The organism is Enterococcus sulfureus ATCC 49903 (assembly GCF_000407605.1).
Classification (GTDB): Bacteria; Bacillota; Bacilli; order Lactobacillales; family Enterococcaceae; genus Enterococcus_G; species Enterococcus_G sulfureus.
This window is the reverse complement of the sequence record NZ_ASWO01000003.1, coordinates 192,847-211,482: the sequence shown is the minus strand read 5'-3', so window position 1 is coordinate 211,482 and position 18,636 is coordinate 192,847. Positions and strand designations below refer to the sequence as shown.

Here is an 18,636-nt window from a genome sequence, read left to right as displayed (position 1 = left end):
CTTTGTCCTCTTTTCTCCACTTTATAGCAAGCGTAAATTTTCTTGTGTTTGATGCTCGACAATCGCTCGATCATAATGTGCTAAAGCTGCTTTCATTTCATCTAAAAGATATTGCCGCATATAAAGCGGGCGAATAATTTTAACCATTTGTCCTTGACTCATCAACCACATCCGCATGCCATACCCATCGTTAACATTCATTTCAATGCGACACATACCCGGTTTTTTTTCAACGATTTTCGAATCAGGAAATCGATCCAAAACATAAGTTGGATCATGATAAAACTCGATGACCAGTTTGATTGGTTTTCCAAAAAAAGGATAATTGGTTTGCCGACGTAAAATACTTCCTTCAAAGCGCTCATTCCAATTTTCATAGCCTGGATATTGCGATTCTACGATCTGTGGATCAACCATATTATTGATGCGAAATTTATTTAACGCCAATAAATCATTATCGTCTTGTGCAGTTTCTTTAGCACTGATCATATAAAAATACAAATCAGAAAAATAAACCGCTTTAGGAATACGTCGCAAGGTTTCTGTTTGCCCATTTTTCGTATAAGTAAATTCGATTTCATTGCCTTCGATCACACAATCAGCAATAAATGCAATCCGATCTAAAACCGGATGATCGGGTACACCTTCATAAAAGATTTTTTCATTCTTTAATAGCTCTTCTAAACGTTTAGAATCATTTGCGGATTTGATCAGCTTATCCACGATTGGTTTCATCTCTTCGCGATCTAATGCACGACTAGATAGTAAAATGGCTAAAATCGCGAGTAATTCTGTATCAGTAAAGCATAATTTATGGAACTTGAGTCCTTCACTTAATTGATAACGCCCACGCTCTAGTTGCGTCACAGGGATGTCGTCTTCTTCTGTATAGGTTTGATCATTTAGCATCTCATTGATCAGACGAATATCACGCTGAATAGTCGAGTCCCCTGTTTCATAGGTTTCTTTTAACTCACTTTTAGTTAATGTTTTTCCTTCTAATAGATCGAAAAAAATCGTTAAAATCCGTTTTTGACTATTCATCGGCAATCGTCCTTTCATCAGAGTACTGGATCCCATAAGCTATTCTATCGTTATTTTATTAAAATAATCTATGTGATGAAACCCTTTTACTAGTTTTTATTTAAATTTACTCAAAAAAATACACATGACCTAGTGTACACTAAATCATGCGTATTTGCTTACAATTCGTTTGTAGAGACCATTTTTTCTGTAGATTTTGTAGTTGCTGCAGGTAAATAGCGACGAATAACGACAGAGAGCGTTACTGCGATCAAGTTCAATCCGATAAAAATAGCTAATGAACTTAAATAGCTGCCCGTTTTTTCATGCATATAAGATAATAAGATCGGACCTGCTAGTCCAGCCATTGCCCAAGCAGTTAAAATATAGCCATGAATCGCGCCTAATTCTCTTGTCCCAAAAACATCTCCTAGGTAAGCAGGAATCACAGAGAAGCCTGCTCCATAGCAAGAAAGTAGTAAACAAAAGGCTAAGACAAACAGATACATATTTCCTAATGTCAAAATACTAAAGAACATCGCGATATTGACGATGAACATCACAGTAAACGTCATTGGGCGCCCAATGTAGTCAGATAAGGTAGCCCAAATCAGACGGCCGAATCCGTTAAATAATCCTAAAATCCCTACCATAAATGCAGCAACACTTGGAGACATCGCGGTCATTTCTTGAGCCATAGGGGAAGCGGCAGATACTAAGCCGATTCCACAACTGATATTAATAAATAGCATCAACCATAAAAAAGCAAAAGCCGGTGTTTTTACTGCTTGATTGGCAGTCATCTCCTGTGTATCGATATGTTGTTTTATTGTTTTCGTTTGCGGTGGTTTAATAAATTGTGCTGCGGTCACGATTACGACTCCATATACGATCCCCAAGACATAAAAAGTATTCACAAGCCCGATACTTTCCATCAATTGTTGCGCGACTGGACCTGTTAGTAATGCAGCAAAACCAAACCCCATAATCGCCAGACCTGTTGCTAGACCACGTTTATCTGGGAACCATTTGATAATAGTGGAAACCGGCGTCACATATCCCGCACCTAACCCAAGTCCTCCGATAATGCCGTATCCTAAATACAATAACCATAATGCGTTAGTATAGATCGCCACACCCGTTAAAATCGTCCCTATTCCATAACAGATTCCAGATAATGTTCCAGTTGCTGTAGGACCAAAACGCTCGACTATTCTTCCCATAAACGCGGCAGACATTCCTAAAAAGAAAATCGCTAAACTAAACGTAAGTGAGATAGAAGATTCAGACCAGTTGGTTTTCATCGCGATTGGTACGGAAAAGACACTAAAGGCGTACACCGAACCGATCATCAAATGCAATAAGACTCCTGCTGTTGCGACAATATAGCGTTGTTGTTTCACTAAAACCCCTCCGATTCTTCTTTAAAATACTCTTTGTTATTCGCAAAATAAATAATTGCATCTTTAGCATACGGCAAAAAAATATAAATAAAAACAAAAATATGAACATTTTGCATTTTTATTTCACGAACGTTCAGATTTTAAAAAAAGAGAGCGTCTTCATGATCTCAATTTTTTTATAGAATACTTTTGCAAGTTTTTCATTTAGTGATAGACTAAGTTATACCATAATCAAGGAGTATTCGTATGAAAACTATCGCAACGCTTTTTAAAGGATTCGATCGTTCCATTCCCTTTTTACTCAGCAATACATTGATCATTGTGCCATTTATTTTATACCTTAGTTTAAGTGATGGTGAACATATCTATACGATTTTACCATTCGTCTTATTTTATACATTTCGGATGACTGCCATCTTTTTGATTCGGGGATTACAGACCACGTTAAATAATTATACGATCTTAGTCGTAGCACTAGGTTTAGGTGGATTTGGCTCTTTTTTAGGAATCTTAGGTAGTGTAAACCCACTCTTTTTCACTCTATCTGGTGCACTGTTAGGATTTAGTGCGGCATGGTTCACACCGGCTTATCTTACGATGAGTTACCAGCATAAAGAACAAAAACTCACCGGGTATTCTAATCCAAATTACTTATGGGTCTTGATCTTTCTTATTGCATTGATCCTTCCAATGAGTACTAGTGGTACATTAAAAATCCCACTGACACTAGGGATCTATACGTTACTGTTTTTATTTGCGTATCGTTCGATCAAAACTTATCCTCATCAAAAATTTCCGATGAAGAAACCAGAACACGCGCTGATCGCCAAAAAAGAACTCAGCTTATTTATAGGATTTTTCGTCTTGCTTTTGTTACTACGCAGCAGCCGCCTGTTGATCAATCAAGATGTATTATTGCTAACGTTGATTGGTGTGACGTTACTGTTTATGATCAGTATCTGGTCGCTTAGTCAATCAAAGAAATACTGGAAATTGCCTTTGTGGTTGAATCTTTTAACGTTTTTAAATGGAATGTTTGGAAATTTACTCTTTTTATTTTGTTCACTTTATATCAAAGCGGTTTATGGCGGCGGAAAAGTCACACTTTACCTTTATTTACCTTATGTTTTAGGCTTATTTTTAGCGATGTTTCTTACAAAAAAAGTGCATCGGCTATTTCCGAAAACAAATCCTTTATATATTCAACTAGCCGGACTTGGGTTAGGATTTGTAGCCTTTTTACTTCCGATCTATTTGCCGTTTACGCTGTTTATTTTAAGTTTTTTCCGTAACGGAACAAGTTCTTGGTTAAATCAAACCTACTACGATACGTCAGAGTTACCAAGTGATCGTCGAATCGCTATCAAATTTACGACACAAAACAAAGGCAGTATGACGCACCAGTTTTTATCGATGTTATTGATTTTGGCGTTTATTTTAATTTACCGTTTACCCCTTGATACTTTTTTTGGTTTAACGGACTACGACGCTACCGCAACTCAAACCATTTTATTGATGCAAACAGTTAAAAATTGTTTATGTGTGCTGTCCTTGATTTTAGTAGCCTACGTTGCTTATATCTTACCAAAGACCGATACCGATCAATGATCGTATCGGTTTTTTTATCGTGTAAACGGTTATTCTTTGTTATACTGAACAAAACGATAGAAATGAGGATGATTATGATTCGTTGGGGAATAATTGGTGCGGGAACGATCGCACATCGTTTTGCAGAAAGTTTAGCACATGTAGAACAAGCAAGTTTGTATGCAGTAGCGAATCGAACACAAGAAAAAGCAGAGGCTTTTAAAATAAAACACCACGCTCAAATTGCTTATTCAGACTATCAAGCATTACTAGATGATCCTAAAGTCGATTTCGTATATATCGCGTTACCACATCGTTATCATTTCGAGTGGATCTTGCAAGCGATTCACGCAAAAAAAGCGATCTTATGTGAAAAACCGCTCGTCTTATCAGCAGACGAATTAAAAGAACTCCATGCCGTATGGTCAAGAGAACCGGTTTTCTTTATGGAAGCGATGAAAAGTCGCTTTACACCGGCATATGAACAAGCTCGTCAACACATTCTAGCTGGGGAGATCGGTGAGTTGAAAAAAATCGAAACATCTTTACGCCGTCACATGCCACAAGAAGGTACGACCTATCATTATTTGCCTATCCAAGGTGGCTGTTTGCTTGATATGGGGATCTATAATGTCGGGATTATTGAAGATTTCGTTAAAACACCTTTGTCATTAGAAGAAATTCAAGCGACGTTACATGATAATGGAATTGAGATTGCTGTTGAGGCCAGACTTTCTTCAGACACTATTGCGGTCACTATCGAATCTGGATTTGATCAATTTAAAGAGGCGAAAGCTGTTTTTAAAGGGACGACTGGTACCATCACAATCCCAGATTTTCACCGTCCAACTCGTTTTATAATCGAACGCGATGGCGTAAGTGAAACAGTCGATTGTCCGTATACAATCGATGATTTTTATGGTGAGATCACCCATGCAATGACCTGTTATGAAAATGGACAGTATGAAAGTCCTATTATGCCACTTAGTGATTCTTTACGTTGTGCTGAGATCATTGATCAATTAAAAGCCGGAATAACTGCATTATAAAAAAAGCGATGACGAGCGTCATCGCTTTTTTAGTTTACGACTTGTAAATATTACTATCTAAGGTCACTCCAATTCCTACACCTTGAGGAATCGCTAATTTCCCACGATGAATCTCTGCTTTAGGTGTGACGATATCTTCTGCAAAATAACGATCAGAAGCAGAAAGATCTCCTGGATAAGTAAAGTTGGCAAAAGCCGAAAATTGTAGATTTACTGCTCGTCCTACTCCAGCTTCATACATTCCACCTAGCCAAACTAAACAATCTTGCTGCTGTAAATAAGCTAAAATCTCACGTGCTGGCTGAATCCCACCGACTCGGGGAATCTTTAAATTCACAGCACGACAACTTCCAAGTGCCATCGCGGTTTTTGCGTCATCAAGTGAACGAATATTTTCATCTAAACAAATCACAGTATTCAACTGTTGCTGTAACTGTGCATGACGAACAAAATCGTGTTTGGCAAAAGGTTGTTCGATCATCGCAAGATTCAAACGATCTAATTGATCAAACAGGTCCCAATCGTCAAGATTTTCATAAGCAGAATTAGCGTCTGCCATCAAAATCAGTCGTGGAAATGCTTGTCGCAATACACGTAATGGCTCAAGATCATAACCTGGTTTGATTTTTAGCTTCACACGTGAATACCCTTGATCTAAATAAGTCGCCACTTTTCGCACTAAGCTGTCGAGATCTAAAATAATACCTATGCTAACTCCCACTTCGATAGCTTCATCTAGAATAGGTGCTCCTTTTAGTACAGCGGCTAAACTAGACTGTTCTTTTTTGGCAAACAGATCCCAACAAGCTGTTTCCAACGCGGATTTCGCCATTAAAAATCCTTGTGTCGTCGCAAATAATTCGAACACTTCTTTTGGATGTTCCCATTCCTGACCAACTAGACTTGGAATCAACCAATTGTCTAACGCTAGTAAAGAGGTTTGAAAGGTTTCTTCAATATAATCCGGCGTCACAAGTGCATCAAGCTCTCCGATTCCGACCAAACCACTTTCGTCTTCAACCGTCACAATAGCAAACGACTTCGTTTTGGTGACACCGTAACTCGTTTGAAAGGGTTCTAAAAAAGGCAATTCACCAGTTTGATACTGTACCTTTACGATTTTCATAACGTCACCGACTTTCTAAAAAATTTTCAATCCTTTGGCAGAATGCATCAGGTTGTTCTAAATGAATACAATGACCTGCGTGAAGTTCTTGGTAGATGATGTTTGGCGCGATCGTACTCATTTCCTGGCCGATCTGACAAAATTTTTGGTCCTTTGTTCCTGCTAGGTATAATGTTGGAACTTGTAGTGTTTGAAGTGTGGACCAATATTCGATTTGGCTTCCCGTCCCCATATACAACAAACTATAGGCTAACATCAGCGGATCTTGCGTCAAACGTTCTTGACGGACTTTTTGTTGTGTCGCTTGCGGCAATGCTTTTTGCGTCTGAAACAAAGGGAGTTCCTGCCAAAAATCAATAAACTCTACTAGTGGTCTTGTCTGCAAGCGTTCCGCTAGTTTCGCATCATGCTTGCGACGAGTCTCTTGTTCCTCAACTGTTTTTAACCCTGGTGACCCACTTTCTAAAATCAATTTCTCTATCATTTCTGGATGGGACATCGCAAAAGCCAACGCAACACGCGCACCCATCGAGTACCCAAGCACAACGACTTTTTCTTCAGGAAGTAGGTGCTGTTTAAGTGCTACTAACTCTTTGACAACTTGAAGCATTGAATAGTCAGTAGGCTCTACACTCTGCGTTTTTCCATGACCGATGAGATCAATTCCTAAAATATTATAATCTGTGACGTCACGTAAACAGTCAAACGTATGAAGCGTCCCAGTAAACCCATGTAAGCACATCAAAGTCGGACGTGTTTTGTTCCAACCATTTAGCCACTCGTAATGATACTTATTCATTTGCAACAACTGCTTTAAAGCTAGCGACTAAGGTTTCCCATAACGTGACTGGTTCAGCAAACTGACCTTTTACTTCAATGATCCTAGGTCCAGATGATTGTTGATCAAGTAACTCGTTTAGTTCATCTAGATCACTAGGTACGTGATAGGGTATCTGGTATAATTTTGCCACTTGTTCAAATTCCAAATCAGTTGGCGTTGCAAATAAGGAATCAAAATCAGTTTTCTCCAAAGTACGTTGACTCAGAAAAGAAAAGATACCGCCACCATTATTGTTTAGTAAGACAATTGTTAAGGGTACCTGTAGGGATGTTGCCAATTGTAGGCCATTCATATCATGGAAAAATGCTAAATCCCCTGTAATCAAAGTTGTCGGATTTTCCATCGCCACACCAACTGCGGTCGACGTGATCCCATCGATTCCATTGACTCCACGATTTCCAAAAACTTTGGCTTCATTGGGCTTGTTTTGTATATAACGATCCAACAAACGAATCGCATTACTATTTGAAACGAAAAGTTGTGCGCTATTAGCGAGTCGCTGATGTGCGGCATAGACTGCACTGGTTTCATTTAACTCTTGAAGTTCGGCTGTTTCCTCCACCATAGTCGCAGCTTGCGCTTGACGCGTTTCCCACATCGTTGTCCACTTCGTATCGGACACAGTCGCTGTAGAAAGACTTGCTTGCACGAAATCAGATACACGATAAGGTAAAAAGACAGTGGCACATTGCAATTGGTCATGCCATTGTTGCCCTTCATCGACAAATAACCACTCTGTTGATAAAGGTAAGTTCATCAGCCACTGCATCACTGATTTTGTAACGGGCAAACGACCGAAACGCAACACGACTTCTGGTTGGAATTCAGCAGAAACACCTGCTGAAAAAATCAAATCGGCATGACGGATATATACCGAACTCGTTTTTCCTGCATTGGCTAAATTCGTCAATGGATCACCAATAATTGGCCAACCTAGAGCCTCTGCTAAACGTAACAACTGTAACGCTTCTTGTAGTGTTCGTTCTTCCCCCACAACAATCATCCCTTTTTTAGCTAAATATGTCGACCACTCTTTCGCATCCGTCACATCGATTTTCGGTTCGATCATGTGTTGCACGACAGAAGGTACTTGACGTGAAAAGTCAGGCAATAAAGGTTCACGTAATGGGATATTGATATGGACTGGTCCTTTTGGCGCGGCTATAGCTAAACGGGTTTGTTGGCTCGCTTGAAACTGGACATAACGTAACATATTGGGTGTGCTTTCTGGAACGGACAATTCAGTAAAGCCTTTCACTTGTTTGCCATATAAATCTTGTTGATTCATCGCTTGCGGAGCCCCAACATCGCGTAATTCTGGCGGTCGATCTGTTGTCAACACCACAAGAGGTACTTGGCTGGCTTTTGCTTCACAAATCGCTGGATAGTAATTGGCTGCCGCAGTACCGGACGTACATACAAGCAACACAGGTTCCAAGTCTACCTTGGCTTGACCTAGAGCAAAAAAGGCAGCTGAACGTTCATCGATCGCGATTTGTGTGTCTATACGTGGATCGCGATGCAAAAGCAACGCAACTGGTGTCGAACGTGAACCTGGGCTGATCACTGCTTTTTTGATTCCTGCAGCGGTAAATCCTTCAATCAACGACAAAATATAATCAGTCATGGTTTCTTGATGCGTCATCGCCTAAAATCCCCCTTAACATTGGTTGAAATTTAATTTGTGTTTCTTGGCGTTCTTCTTCTGGGATAGAATCCGCTACGATTCCACAACCAGCATATAAAATCGCTTGGTTTTTATGGCACACAGCTGAACGAATCCCAACAGCGAATTCTCCTTCGTCTGCTACTAATGAGACCCAACCAATCGGTGCACCGTAAAGTCCGCGATTGATTACTTCATGATCGCGAATCCATTTTACAGCTAAAGCTTTGGGTTCGCCTCCAAGTGCTGGTGTTGGATGAAGTTGTTTGATCATCTCTAGAAAAGATAACTGTGGCAAACGTTGTCCTTCGATAACCGCATAAAGATGCTGGATATCACGATTTTTAAGCAATGTTCGATCATAGATTTTAACTTCGTCTACAAAAGGTTGCAGCTCTCTTATGATTCGATCCACCACGATTTGATGCTCATGGGTATTTTTAGCTGAATCGAGTAAAGTTTGACCAAATTGCACATCTTCTTCTAAAGTCTTACCACGTGCGATCGATCCGGCCACAGCTGCTGTATAGACGACTTCTGTTGTTGCCGCAAGTAAACGTTCTGGCGTCGCTCCTAAGAAACTATAGTCCTTGCGTTCATAGAAAAATAGATACGTATTGGGTTGTTGTGCTTGCAAACGGGTGAGTACAGCTTGTGCTTGTAATGGTTCATACATCAAGATCTGCATCTGTCGAGCTAATACGATCTTTTTGATTGGTGAATGTTGTTTGACGATCGTATCGACGGCTTCTTGAACAGTTTCTTTCCAAGCACGTACTCCGATTTCTTGCTTCAACATCAATTTATTTTTTCCATCGACCGTAGCTCGACGATAGACATGCTTGGCCATTTGTTCAAATGTTTGCGTCAGCTCTTCAAAAGAATCACCAGCTGTAGTCGTTAAAATAACTGTCGTTTTCTCTGGTGTTTGTTCAATCAAATAACGAGGAATAAAAAATCCTCCTGTCGCTAGTGACCCAAACTCTTTAGATTCTCTAGCATCATCTAAATCAAATGGATAAGCTCCCATGACTTTTGTAGGAATATCATGAAACAAATACTGCTTTCGATACGTTGCAATGCGTGTTGGCAAAGAGTCATCGATCGGAAAGTCCACACAGCTTCCGCTTGCATAATACGTTATCGATTGATCAGGCGTTTGCCAAAAAAAGCGCGTGTCCTCTTTGGGCAAATAGGAAAATAAAGACGCACCTTCTTCAATCGTAATCGGGTAATCATAACTAATGATCTGTTGCGCTTTAATATTCTGATATACGCTAGGTAAGTTGATACTCAATAGTGTTCACTCTTTCTTTTGTCAAAAACAAGCGTTTTAATGGCTTGCCGTTTGCTGTTTTTGGAATCTCTTGTACAATGTAGTACGCTTTAGGTAATTTATACTTTGCTAATTGTTTCCTCAATATTGCTTCGATTTGTGCGACACTCGTGTGCTGATTTAATACGAGATAGGCTACTGGAACTTGCCCCCATGTTGCATCTGAAAGTCCGACTACGGCAGCTTCTGAAATTTCGGGAAGTTGGACTAATACATGCTCGATTTCTGCAGGATAAATATTTTCTCCACCAGAAATGATCAATTCGCTTAATCGACTAACCAAATACAAAGCGCCATCTTGATCTAAATAAGCTAAATCGCCCGTCTTTAATTCGCCCGTCTTCGTCCAGCTATCCTGAGCGCGACCATTTAAATATTCTTTGACTACGGAAGGACCATTGACATACAGTTCACCGATACCATTTTCATCCGGTTGATGGATCTGGATCGTCACATTTTCTAGAGGATAGCCTGCTGAACCAAGTTTTTTCGTCGCTTGATCAAATGGTAACGCGACGATTTGCGAACACGTTTCCGTCATACCAAACGATTGCAATACCGGAATATGTTTATCTTTAGCTTGTTCGAGTAAGTGCTTACTAACAGGTCCACCACCTAACAAAATCGCTTTTAATCCAGGGTATGCTTTTGTTGTATTTGTCACAAAATCTGTCAGCATCTTCGTGACAAACGATAAAATCGTAACCTTCTCTGTCTTCACATCAGCAATGACCGTATCGATAGCATAATCATCGTAAAAGCGTACCGTCAAACCTAAGGCTACAGAACGCAACAGTACCGAAAGTCCACTGATATGAAATAGTGGCAACACAAGCCCCCACGTATCGTGTGCATCCAAGTGCATATTTTTTTTCGTAGCGTTAGCACTTGCAAGATGGTTTGAAAATCGCTGCGGAACTCCCTTAGGATTGCCTGTTGTACCTGAAGTATACATGATCGAAGCGATTTGATCCTCACGATAGCCTAAATCAAAATGAGCCGTAGCTACTGGAAGGTCCACACAATTTGGAAATCCAAATGCTACGATCGATTCAAAACTCAAATGCGCATCATCTGTGATAACCACTTGAGTATTCGCATCTTGTAATTGATACAACATTTCTGATTTCGTTAAACGACGATTTAAAAATTGGATCTCGATCCCTAGTTCCCAAAGACCTAGAATCGTTAAATATAAATTCGTATGATTTTGGCTGTAAATCGCCACGCGCGTCGTATTTGCTGGCAATAGCTCGTAATAATAGGCAGCAGTGTTTTGAGCATATTGCGCTAACAAAGAAAACGACCAGCTTTCTTTTGAGGTCAAAAAAGCTAGTCGTTTTGGATGAAGCAACGCTTGACGTTGAAGCCAACTCGTTTTATTCATTACGGGAATTTAGGGAATTGATCGAAGTCAGGTTGACGTTTTTCTTTAAACGCATCACGACCTTCTTTGGCTTCATCCATTGTATAGTAAAGTAAAGTCGCATCCCCAGCTAATTGTTGGATCCCTGCTAATCCATCGGTATCTGCATTCAGTGCCGCTTTGATCATACGCAATGCAAGAGGACTCTTCGTTAACATTTCTGCTGCCCATTCCATCGTCACATCTTCCACTTGATCCAAAGGCACGACAGTATTAATCCAGTTCATATCCAAAGCTTCTTGAGCTGTGTATTGTTTTGTCATAAACCAAACTTCTTTAGCTTTTTTATGACCTACAACACGTGCTAAGTAACCAGAACCGTATCCACCATCGAAGCTTCCTACGTTCGGTCCTGTTTGACCAAATTTCGCATTGTCTGCTGCGATCGTAATATCACATACTAATTGTAAAATATTTCCGCCGCCGATTGACCATCCTTTTACCATCGCAATAACTGGTTTTGGAATCACACGAATCAAACGTTGTAAATCAAGCACATTTAAACGTGGCACTTCATCGGTACCTACATAACCACCATGTCCACGTACTTTTTGGTCTCCACCAGAACAAAAGGCTTTATCGCCTTGCCCAGTTAAGATAATTACGCCGACATCTTGTTTATCGCGACTAATTGAAAACGCGTCGATCATTTCAAAAACAGTCTTTGGTGTAAAGGCATTATGCACTTCCGGACGGTTGATTGTAATTTTTGCTACTTTACCATGTTGTTCAAATAAAATTTCATCATATTCTTTAATCGTTTGCCATTCTCTCACAGAATTGACCTCCTTTGATTGTTTACGTTACTATTATACACAATCACTAGGTTTTTCCAAAAAAACCCGTTTGTGAAGTAAGAAAATCTCAAGATTTAGGAGCAAATCAGATGAATTTATTAGAATTGTTTCATATTCAAACCAAAATCCTCACAAAAGAAGCCGTAGAATTAACTATGGAAATCAAAGAAGACCACCAGCAACCCTTTGGTATCATGCATGGTGGCATCAATGGTATTCTGATCGAGACAGCTTGCAGTATGGGAGCAAACGAACAATTAGATACTGGATTTGCCGTCGGTGTCGATCTGAATGTCAATCACTTAAGAAGTGTCACAACAGCTAACTTAACTGTATGTGCGACACCCGATCACATCGGACGTACGATGCAAGTTTGGCAAGCGGTCATTTATGATGAAAAACAACGTAAAATCGCCGTTGGTCGTTGTACACTGACGGTGAGGTATAACTAGATAAAAACCTTCAGGATGGTCCTGAAGGCTTTTATTCTTGCTTAGCACAAGCCATTATTTTTTTATTCGTGAGTTAACCAAAATATTTAAGATAAGGTATAATTATTGAAACGATTTGATTATTGCAGTGCGATAATCCATTACCAAAGGAGAAACGGGTTATGATTATACTGATTGCTGGAGCAACACACACTGGTAAAACAAATTTAGCTCAGAAATTATTAGAAAAATATTACTACCCTTATTTTTCTATGGATCATCTAAAAATGGGCTTGATTAGAAGCCAGCAAACAACTCTAACCCCAGAAGACGATGCGCTTTTGACTCCTTATCTGTGGAAAATCACGTCTGAAATGATCAAAACGGCGATTGAAAATAAACAAAATCTGATCGTTGAAGGTTGCTATATCCCATTTGATTGGAAAAAAGATTTTGACGAAAATACGCTAAAACAAATCAACTATCTTTGTTTGATTATGAGCGAAGCATATATTTCAACTCATTTCACTCAAATAAAAGATTGGGCGAATGTAATCGAAAACAGAGGGCATCATGATTCTTCTTTGTCGATGAATGCATTGATCAAAGAAAATGTAGAGAATCTTGAAAATTGTAAAAAAATGGATCTAGATTACTTGCTGATCGATGATGCTTATGATATTGATATTGAACATCTAAAATTAAGAAATTGGAGGCTCTAGTATATGAACCTATTTTTTGTGGTGTTGCAAACTATTTTAAATTTCATTGCCTTAAATGTGATATTCCAAAACGTTGCCAATGCAATCGTTCCAAATTCTCCATTAGGAGCTTTTATCGGCATCTTATACTGGTTGGTTTTATTACTGTTATCTTATGCGATTGCAGTTCGCTTTAAAAATAAAAAATAACAATTTACTCCATTAAATGATAAGGTACCGCTAAGTAATTCCATAAAAAAAGCCTCCTGTATTTTAGATAATCTATATTTTCATGAATAAACTAAACTTGTACTAATAAATTTCCCACTCATTTTAAGTGATATTTTCTCAACATTTTTTCTTACTCTAAGATAGCCAGTAACTCTTTAGTTGTCAGAACAGTAGCAAACTCATCGTGCAAAGTTGCCAATGAAACATTGTGGACCTGTTCAGCTGAGTAATGTACTCCATCAGCACCTTTTAATTCAAAAGCCGCAGTTGCATCCGAAACTAAATACGTATTAAATCCTAAGTTACCGCTCATACGAGTCGTTGTCGACACACAATGAGGCGTCGTCAAGCCAACGATCACGACTTCTTTTATGTGATGTCTTTTCAAATATTTCTCGAGATCTGTTCCGATAAATGCACTATTTACTGTCTTGTTAAAGACGATTTCGTCGTCGATCGGATTGGCGATTTCTTTAAACTTGAAGCTTTCCTTACTAGGATGAAAAAGAGAACTCTCCTTATCAGAGATATGTTGAATATGTATGACTGGAAATTGTTTTTTTCTCCAATTTTCTAAAAGAATTCGAATATTTTCTTCGGCGTTACGATTATTTCGTGTTCCCCACTTTTTATCTTCAAAAGCTTTTTGAACATCAATCACCATCAATGCGGTAGTATTAGTCATCTTTCTCATCCTTATCTTCTCAATATTTATACTCGTTTATATAATAAATAGTTCATCCTAATCAGATTTATAGTGGCCAATCCTAGTAATACAAACCAGAATAGGGGCATGAAAATCTCTACTTTTGACTGATATACATAAGGATTTTCAGCTACGATATATGGCTTATTTTTTAACAAATAAACAGTTACAATGTCCCCAGCTTCAAATGAAGATTTTGATGCATCTACACCATAATCATTTTCTTTGTAATTATATGTTTTTACACCATCTTCTACTTTTATCAAAGCCTTGGTCTTTAGTTTATCTCCATTTGAAAATTCTTGTTGCTGTTTCCAAGAAGTATAGGAAATGACCGGCATGAGTACGGTTACGCTACCTAAAAAGAGAATCGATAGTGCGATCAAAAATTTTTTCATTTGCTACCTCCCTTATACTTATAGGTTTCTTTAGTCCATTGTACAACACTATTGAGGCTGTTAATTTGAAAACTTTGAATAAACTAACAAAATCCAGTTATACGATTGAAACAAATGTCGGTATTCTTTCCATTACTGTTAACAACGATATAATATTTATGGAACAAACAGCTCCAGTATTTAAAGACGTGATCTCGAAAGAAACATTTGGATATTGTTTTGATACTTCAAAAATAGATAACCAGTATGACATCCAAATTGTTTCGACAGGATTGAAAGATATTTTGATTCCGATCGAAAGCCGATCTAGCTTAGATGCGCTACAACCAAACTTTGAGGAAATCAAAAAAGTTAGCTCAGACTATCATGTTGTAGGATTTCATTTGTATACTCAAACAGATGATCAGATTACATGCAGAAATTTTGCATCATTGTATGATATCGATGAAGAATCTGCAACAGGAACTTCAAATGGAGCGCTAGCTTGTTTTCTTTATAAAAATAGTGAAGTAAAAAAGCTTTCGTACGTATTCACGCAAGGTTATTCTTTAGATTTAGCATCTGAAATACTCGTCAAACTAGAAGCGAATGCTAATGATGAAATCGAAAAAGTATTTGTTGGTGGTGAAGGGTACTTTGTTTCTGAAAAGGAACTCGAAATTTAAAGCTCAATTTTAGCTTATACACGTATAAAAAAGATATCCTAGTCAGCTACCTAGGATATCTTTTTATGACTATTCTTATTTCTTCTTGATTTGTTCTTCCAACCATTTCGCGCGTAACGTAAATCCCCACAATCCAAAACCCGTCATGACTAGAATAAATAAAAGAAGTAACATTTATATCATCTCCTCATCTTTTAAACTCCTATTGTCCAAGGTATTTGTTGTATATCTTACACTTTTACGTTATACAATCTATCTTATTTCATTTACTTTTCTTAACAAAACGCGAAAATAAATACCAGTTGTAAAGTACAGCTGCAATCAATAGTACATTTCCGATAATAAATAATCGATCCTTATGATAGACAAAAACTGATAACAATAAAATTGCTGCAAGCAATACAACGAATATTGCAAAATGAATTATACCGACTAGTTTATTCATGTCCTCACCTCATACTAGTTTGACGCGACTGAGTTTATGTATATTTAAATTATACTCCTTACGTAATCGTTATCAAAATGATATCTGATAATAGTTATCAAGAGAATAAAAAAACTCACTAGCGGGGACTAGTGAGTTAGGGAGAAAGAAATGAAAATCATTGGTTTGTTTGGGTATGGCACTACTTTACCTCGATATCCTTAACTTAACCTTAACGATATCCTATTTATTTTATTAATCCAGATAACACCTCTTGAGTTTTGCTGTAAACAACTAATTACTTACTTTAGTTAACTAATTGGCATATATTTTGATTAATAAATAATTTTAAAAGAGTAAGATTATAATAAAAACTTTATCGTAGAATACGACTTTATTGAATATTTATCTGAGTTCCGATATCCAGACTACTTGTAATCCCTAAATATAAAATATAGAAATTATAAATAAAAATAAGAATAGATATACCAATAATTAATTTAGAAAACTGATTATTAGTTTTATTTCGCCATAATATAAGCGGAATTGAGATTAATCCAAATGGTGCAATAGCGATTGAAAAGACTGTAAACAGTAATAATATCCAACTTTCATCGTTATCCACTGAAAGTAACTGATTTAATTTCTTTTGTTTTCCTTCTATTTCTTCGATATTTTTATTCATTTGTTCCGTTTTTTCATTAATCTCTTGCTGAAGTTCCTTGGTTTCAATCAATAACTCATCGATTGAAACTTCATAATATTTACTTAGTTCTACTAAATTATCAATATCAGGATAAGATTTATCTGTTTCCCATCTAGAAATGGACTGTCGAGAAATATTTAAAAACGTTGCAACATCATTTTGAGAGTAGCCTTTATCGACACGTACTTTTTTTAAACGTTGACCCAGTGTCATGATCTATTCCTCCTTTTGATTAGAAGATTGGGGTAAATTTTTTAAAAATTCTTCAGCTGAAAGTTCTAGAAATTTAGATAATGGATATAAATGATTTACTGCAGGATAAGCCAGATTATTTTCCCATCTAGAAATAGCTTGTCGATTAATTCCTAAATGGGTAGCGAGATCTTGTTGGGAGTATCCTTTTATTATACGCTGTTTTTTCATAAATGTTCCAAAGTACATAGTAGTCTCCTTTTGTAAGTTTAATTTATATTGACTATAACTCCAAGCCAAAACATATATAAGCAATTATCCGTTTACATCGTGTCACTCATTGAGTGCGTGAGCTAAAATAATAACATTTGAAAACGTTGATATAAAAGGAATGCTCGCTTTGATTGCCCCTATGTAAACGAATGATTTCTAGTGTACACAAGAAAAATATAAGATAGTTAATTCATAAAAAAGAAGAAAGAAGGTTTTATTTTATGAAAAAGACATTATTTAAAACTAGTCTGGTTTTAATGAGTAGTTTAATATTGGATGCTACAACTATTTCTAATAGTTTTATTTTAGCCAATGAATTGGATTCTACAGCCATTATTTCTGACACTTCAAATATTTTATCAGAAAATGATAAACTTATTATCAACGGTAAAGAAATTACTGAATCAGAGTTTAATTCATTACTTGAAGATGCATCTGATATAACGTTTGAAGAGCAAAAATACTAATTATAAAAGTTTTGCTTTAGCTACAGGCTTAGTGTTCTTTGTTCCTAGCGTAGGAACTATCGCAGTCGCTGCTGGAGGTGCTATCATAATTGGTGGAGCAGTTGTAACAACTACATGGATAGTTAAAGCAGTTAAAAATTTTGTAAACAACGAAGATAACTGGACTACAGATTAAATTATTTCAAAAAAAGAAAAGATAGTATTCGAAGAGAATTTCCTGGAGAATACTTAGGCGAAAAATATAAAGATATTAAAAAGAAAGCAGACAATGGTAATGATAGAGCGAAGAAAGCAAAAAAATTATTAAATGATGGGAGATTTAAAAAATAATGAAAGTTAGTATTGTTTCTGTTTGTGTGCTTAAAGAAAGACTTATTAATAATCAACTTTCTAAGGAAAAAACCTTTATTTGAAGAATCTATTTACTTATTTGAAATTGATCTTCATAAAAAAGAAAAACAAGAGATACTGGTAGAAATAAAAAAACTCTTAGAAAAAGTAGAGCTAACTTATAAAAATGAGAATGGAGAAGATATTAGTTGGAAAATTTATAAAATTATAGATATGTTTGATAATATTTATGATTTAAAAGTTTTCGAATTTCCTAATGAAGTTTACAGTCAGCATTTAGAATTACCTTTAGGTTCTGATCATCAAGACATTCTTCAAAAATTTTATTCCGATTATGTTTGGAAAGATAATTAAAATATAGAAATTTTAACTCAGTATAAAAATTTACAAAAAAATAAATTTTATTTAATGTTAGAGGATGATTAGATGCGTAAAAGAAAAAAACGATTTATTTATTTGTTACCTATAGTACTTTATATATTCGTGAGAATTGTCATTTTGAAAATAGATAATAAACTAACAATTTCTTATTTTCTTAATTATGAATTGTCAGGTGTAATAGGCTTCGTTATTGGCTATGCGTTATTGTACTATTTAGTTTTAAGAAAGAATAAATAATATTTTTGGTTCCGTTGCAAACTTTATAAACGAACTACAAGTCTTTCTGTTTTGAATTAAATTAAGCTGGAATTCCCAATAATATCTTGATTGTAGTACAGACTGAAAAGCCGAAGAGAGCGACTTCTTCCCGACTTTTTTATATTCTATGAGGCACTTCTATGACTTTAATATTTGTTAAATTTGCTTAGGTAAAGTTCTAAATAAAATAAACTCTTG

Annotated in this window: 21 protein-coding genes and 1 pseudogene; 8 read left to right on the top strand and 14 right to left on the bottom strand. The window is 36.8% G+C overall.

All coding sequences use genetic code 11. The annotated features are described in order from the left end of the window. Window positions 1-21: 21 nt before the first annotated feature. Both I573_RS04850 and I573_RS04845 read right to left on the bottom strand, forming a co-directional pair. Complete coding sequence (locus I573_RS04850; RefSeq protein ID WP_016186052.1) at window positions 22-1,044, bottom strand: helix-turn-helix transcriptional regulator; 1,023 nt, start codon at window positions 1,042-1,044, stop codon at window positions 22-24. A gap of 158 nt (window positions 1,045-1,202) precedes the next feature. Next, window positions 1,203-2,426, bottom strand: a complete 1,224-nt coding sequence (locus tag I573_RS04845) for an L-lactate MFS transporter (RefSeq protein ID WP_016186053.1) — start codon at window positions 2,424-2,426, stop codon at window positions 1,203-1,205. A 246-nt stretch (window positions 2,427-2,672) separates the two neighbouring features. Between I573_RS04845 and I573_RS04840 the strand changes: the two genes are divergently transcribed. Both I573_RS04840 and I573_RS04835 read left to right on the top strand, forming a co-directional pair. After that, complete coding sequence (locus I573_RS04840; RefSeq protein WP_016186054.1) at window positions 2,673-4,034, top strand: hypothetical protein; 1,362 nt, start codon at window positions 2,673-2,675, stop codon at window positions 4,032-4,034. Window positions 4,035-4,108: 74 nt separating this feature from the next. Next, complete coding sequence (locus I573_RS04835) at window positions 4,109-5,062, top strand: Gfo/Idh/MocA family protein (protein ID WP_016186055.1); 954 nt, start codon at window positions 4,109-4,111, stop codon at window positions 5,060-5,062. 34 nt (window positions 5,063-5,096) lie between these two features. Here the strand turns inward: I573_RS04835 and menC are convergent, their stop codons facing one another. From menC to menB, 6 genes are read right to left on the bottom strand one after another with little or no spacing between them, the layout of a single operon-like run. Then, on the bottom strand, window positions 5,097-6,188 hold the full coding sequence (gene menC, locus I573_RS04830) for an o-succinylbenzoate synthase (RefSeq protein ID WP_016186056.1): 1,092 nt from the start codon (window positions 6,186-6,188) through the stop codon (window positions 5,097-5,099). Between the two features lie 4 nt (window positions 6,189-6,192). Then, window positions 6,193-6,987: a 2-succinyl-6-hydroxy-2,4-cyclohexadiene-1-carboxylate synthase gene (gene menH, locus I573_RS04825; RefSeq protein WP_016186057.1), complete on the bottom strand. Its 795-nt coding sequence runs from the start codon at window positions 6,985-6,987 to the stop codon at window positions 6,193-6,195. Next, the gene (gene menD / locus I573_RS04820) at window positions 6,980-8,674 is read right to left on the bottom strand and encodes a 2-succinyl-5-enolpyruvyl-6-hydroxy-3-cyclohexene-1-carboxylic-acid synthase (RefSeq protein ID WP_016186058.1); all 1,695 of its coding nucleotides are present in this window, start codon (window positions 8,672-8,674) and stop codon (window positions 6,980-6,982) included. Before menD ends, menH begins: the two co-directional genes overlap by 8 nt. After that, window positions 8,649-9,992, bottom strand: coding sequence for an isochorismate synthase (locus tag I573_RS04815; RefSeq protein ID WP_016186059.1), 1,344 nt, complete (start codon window positions 9,990-9,992; stop codon window positions 8,649-8,651). The genes menD and I573_RS04815 overlap by 26 nt, the downstream gene beginning before the upstream one ends. Further along, window positions 9,973-11,418 carry an o-succinylbenzoate--CoA ligase gene (gene menE, locus I573_RS04810; protein ID WP_016186060.1) on the bottom strand — a complete coding sequence of 482 codons (1,446 nt, stop codon included), beginning with the start codon at window positions 11,416-11,418 and terminating at the stop codon, window positions 9,973-9,975. The genes I573_RS04815 and menE overlap by 20 nt, the downstream gene beginning before the upstream one ends. After that, entirely contained in the window at window positions 11,418-12,233 is an 816-nt protein-coding gene (gene menB, locus I573_RS04805; RefSeq protein ID WP_016186061.1) for a 1,4-dihydroxy-2-naphthoyl-CoA synthase, read from the bottom strand. The genes menE and menB overlap by 1 nt, the downstream gene beginning before the upstream one ends. Before the next feature lie 110 nt (window positions 12,234-12,343). On the opposite strand from menB, the gene I573_RS04800 reads away from it, so the two are divergent. The 3 genes from I573_RS04800 to I573_RS04790 all read left to right on the top strand — a co-directional run bounded on the left by I573_RS04800 (window position 12,344) and on the right by I573_RS04790 (window position 13,596). Continuing rightward, window positions 12,344-12,706: a PaaI family thioesterase gene (locus I573_RS04800; RefSeq protein ID WP_016186062.1), complete on the top strand. Its 363-nt coding sequence runs from the start codon at window positions 12,344-12,346 to the stop codon at window positions 12,704-12,706. A 122-nt stretch (window positions 12,707-12,828) separates the two neighbouring features. After that, a complete protein-coding gene (locus tag I573_RS04795; protein WP_281168755.1) occupies window positions 12,829-13,407 on the top strand; it encodes a zeta toxin family protein in 579 nt (192 codons plus the stop codon). A gap of 3 nt (window positions 13,408-13,410) precedes the next feature. Further along, window positions 13,411-13,596 (top strand): hypothetical protein, encoded by a 186-nt coding sequence (locus I573_RS04790; protein WP_016186064.1) that lies wholly within the window; start codon window positions 13,411-13,413, stop codon window positions 13,594-13,596. Window positions 13,597-13,747: 151 nt separating this feature from the next. Here the strand turns inward: I573_RS04790 and I573_RS04785 are convergent, their stop codons facing one another. After that, window positions 13,748-14,302 carry a cysteine hydrolase family protein gene (locus I573_RS04785; protein ID WP_016186065.1) on the bottom strand — a complete coding sequence of 185 codons (555 nt, stop codon included), beginning with the start codon at window positions 14,300-14,302 and terminating at the stop codon, window positions 13,748-13,750. Between the two features lie 26 nt (window positions 14,303-14,328). Further along, the gene (locus I573_RS04780) at window positions 14,329-14,721 is read right to left on the bottom strand and encodes a hypothetical protein (protein ID WP_016186066.1); all 393 of its coding nucleotides are present in this window, start codon (window positions 14,719-14,721) and stop codon (window positions 14,329-14,331) included. Window positions 14,722-14,786: 65 nt separating this feature from the next. Between I573_RS04780 and I573_RS04775 the strand changes: the two genes are divergently transcribed. Continuing rightward, window positions 14,787-15,386 (top strand): PhzF family phenazine biosynthesis protein, encoded by a 600-nt coding sequence (locus tag I573_RS04775; RefSeq protein WP_016186067.1) that lies wholly within the window; start codon window positions 14,787-14,789, stop codon window positions 15,384-15,386. 262 nt (window positions 15,387-15,648) lie between these two features. Here the strand turns inward: I573_RS04775 and I573_RS04770 are convergent, their stop codons facing one another. The 3 genes from I573_RS04770 to I573_RS04760 form a co-directional block, all read right to left on the bottom strand. Next, complete coding sequence (locus I573_RS04770; protein WP_016186069.1) at window positions 15,649-15,831, bottom strand: hypothetical protein; 183 nt, start codon at window positions 15,829-15,831, stop codon at window positions 15,649-15,651. 373 nt (window positions 15,832-16,204) lie between these two features. Then, window positions 16,205-16,729 carry a helix-turn-helix domain-containing protein gene (locus I573_RS04765; RefSeq protein WP_016186070.1) on the bottom strand — a complete coding sequence of 175 codons (525 nt, stop codon included), beginning with the start codon at window positions 16,727-16,729 and terminating at the stop codon, window positions 16,205-16,207. 3 nt (window positions 16,730-16,732) lie between these two features. Next, window positions 16,733-16,957 carry a helix-turn-helix domain-containing protein gene (locus tag I573_RS04760; protein ID WP_016186071.1) on the bottom strand — a complete coding sequence of 75 codons (225 nt, stop codon included), beginning with the start codon at window positions 16,955-16,957 and terminating at the stop codon, window positions 16,733-16,735. A gap of 245 nt (window positions 16,958-17,202) precedes the next feature. Here I573_RS04760 and I573_RS04755 point away from each other — a divergent pair, with 245 nt between their 5' ends. Beyond that, the gene (locus tag I573_RS04755) at window positions 17,203-17,448 is read left to right on the top strand and encodes a hypothetical protein (RefSeq protein WP_016186072.1); all 246 of its coding nucleotides are present in this window, start codon (window positions 17,203-17,205) and stop codon (window positions 17,446-17,448) included. Window positions 17,449-17,802: 354 nt separating this feature from the next. After that, the gene (locus I573_RS04745) at window positions 17,803-18,153 is read left to right on the top strand and encodes a hypothetical protein (RefSeq protein WP_016186073.1); all 351 of its coding nucleotides are present in this window, start codon (window positions 17,803-17,805) and stop codon (window positions 18,151-18,153) included. Between the two features lie 325 nt (window positions 18,154-18,478). Here the strand turns inward: I573_RS04745 and I573_RS11465 are convergent. Next, window positions 18,479-18,556, bottom strand: a pseudogene (locus I573_RS11465) (IS6 family transposase); the annotation flags it as partial. Window positions 18,557-18,636: the final 80 nt, after the last annotated feature.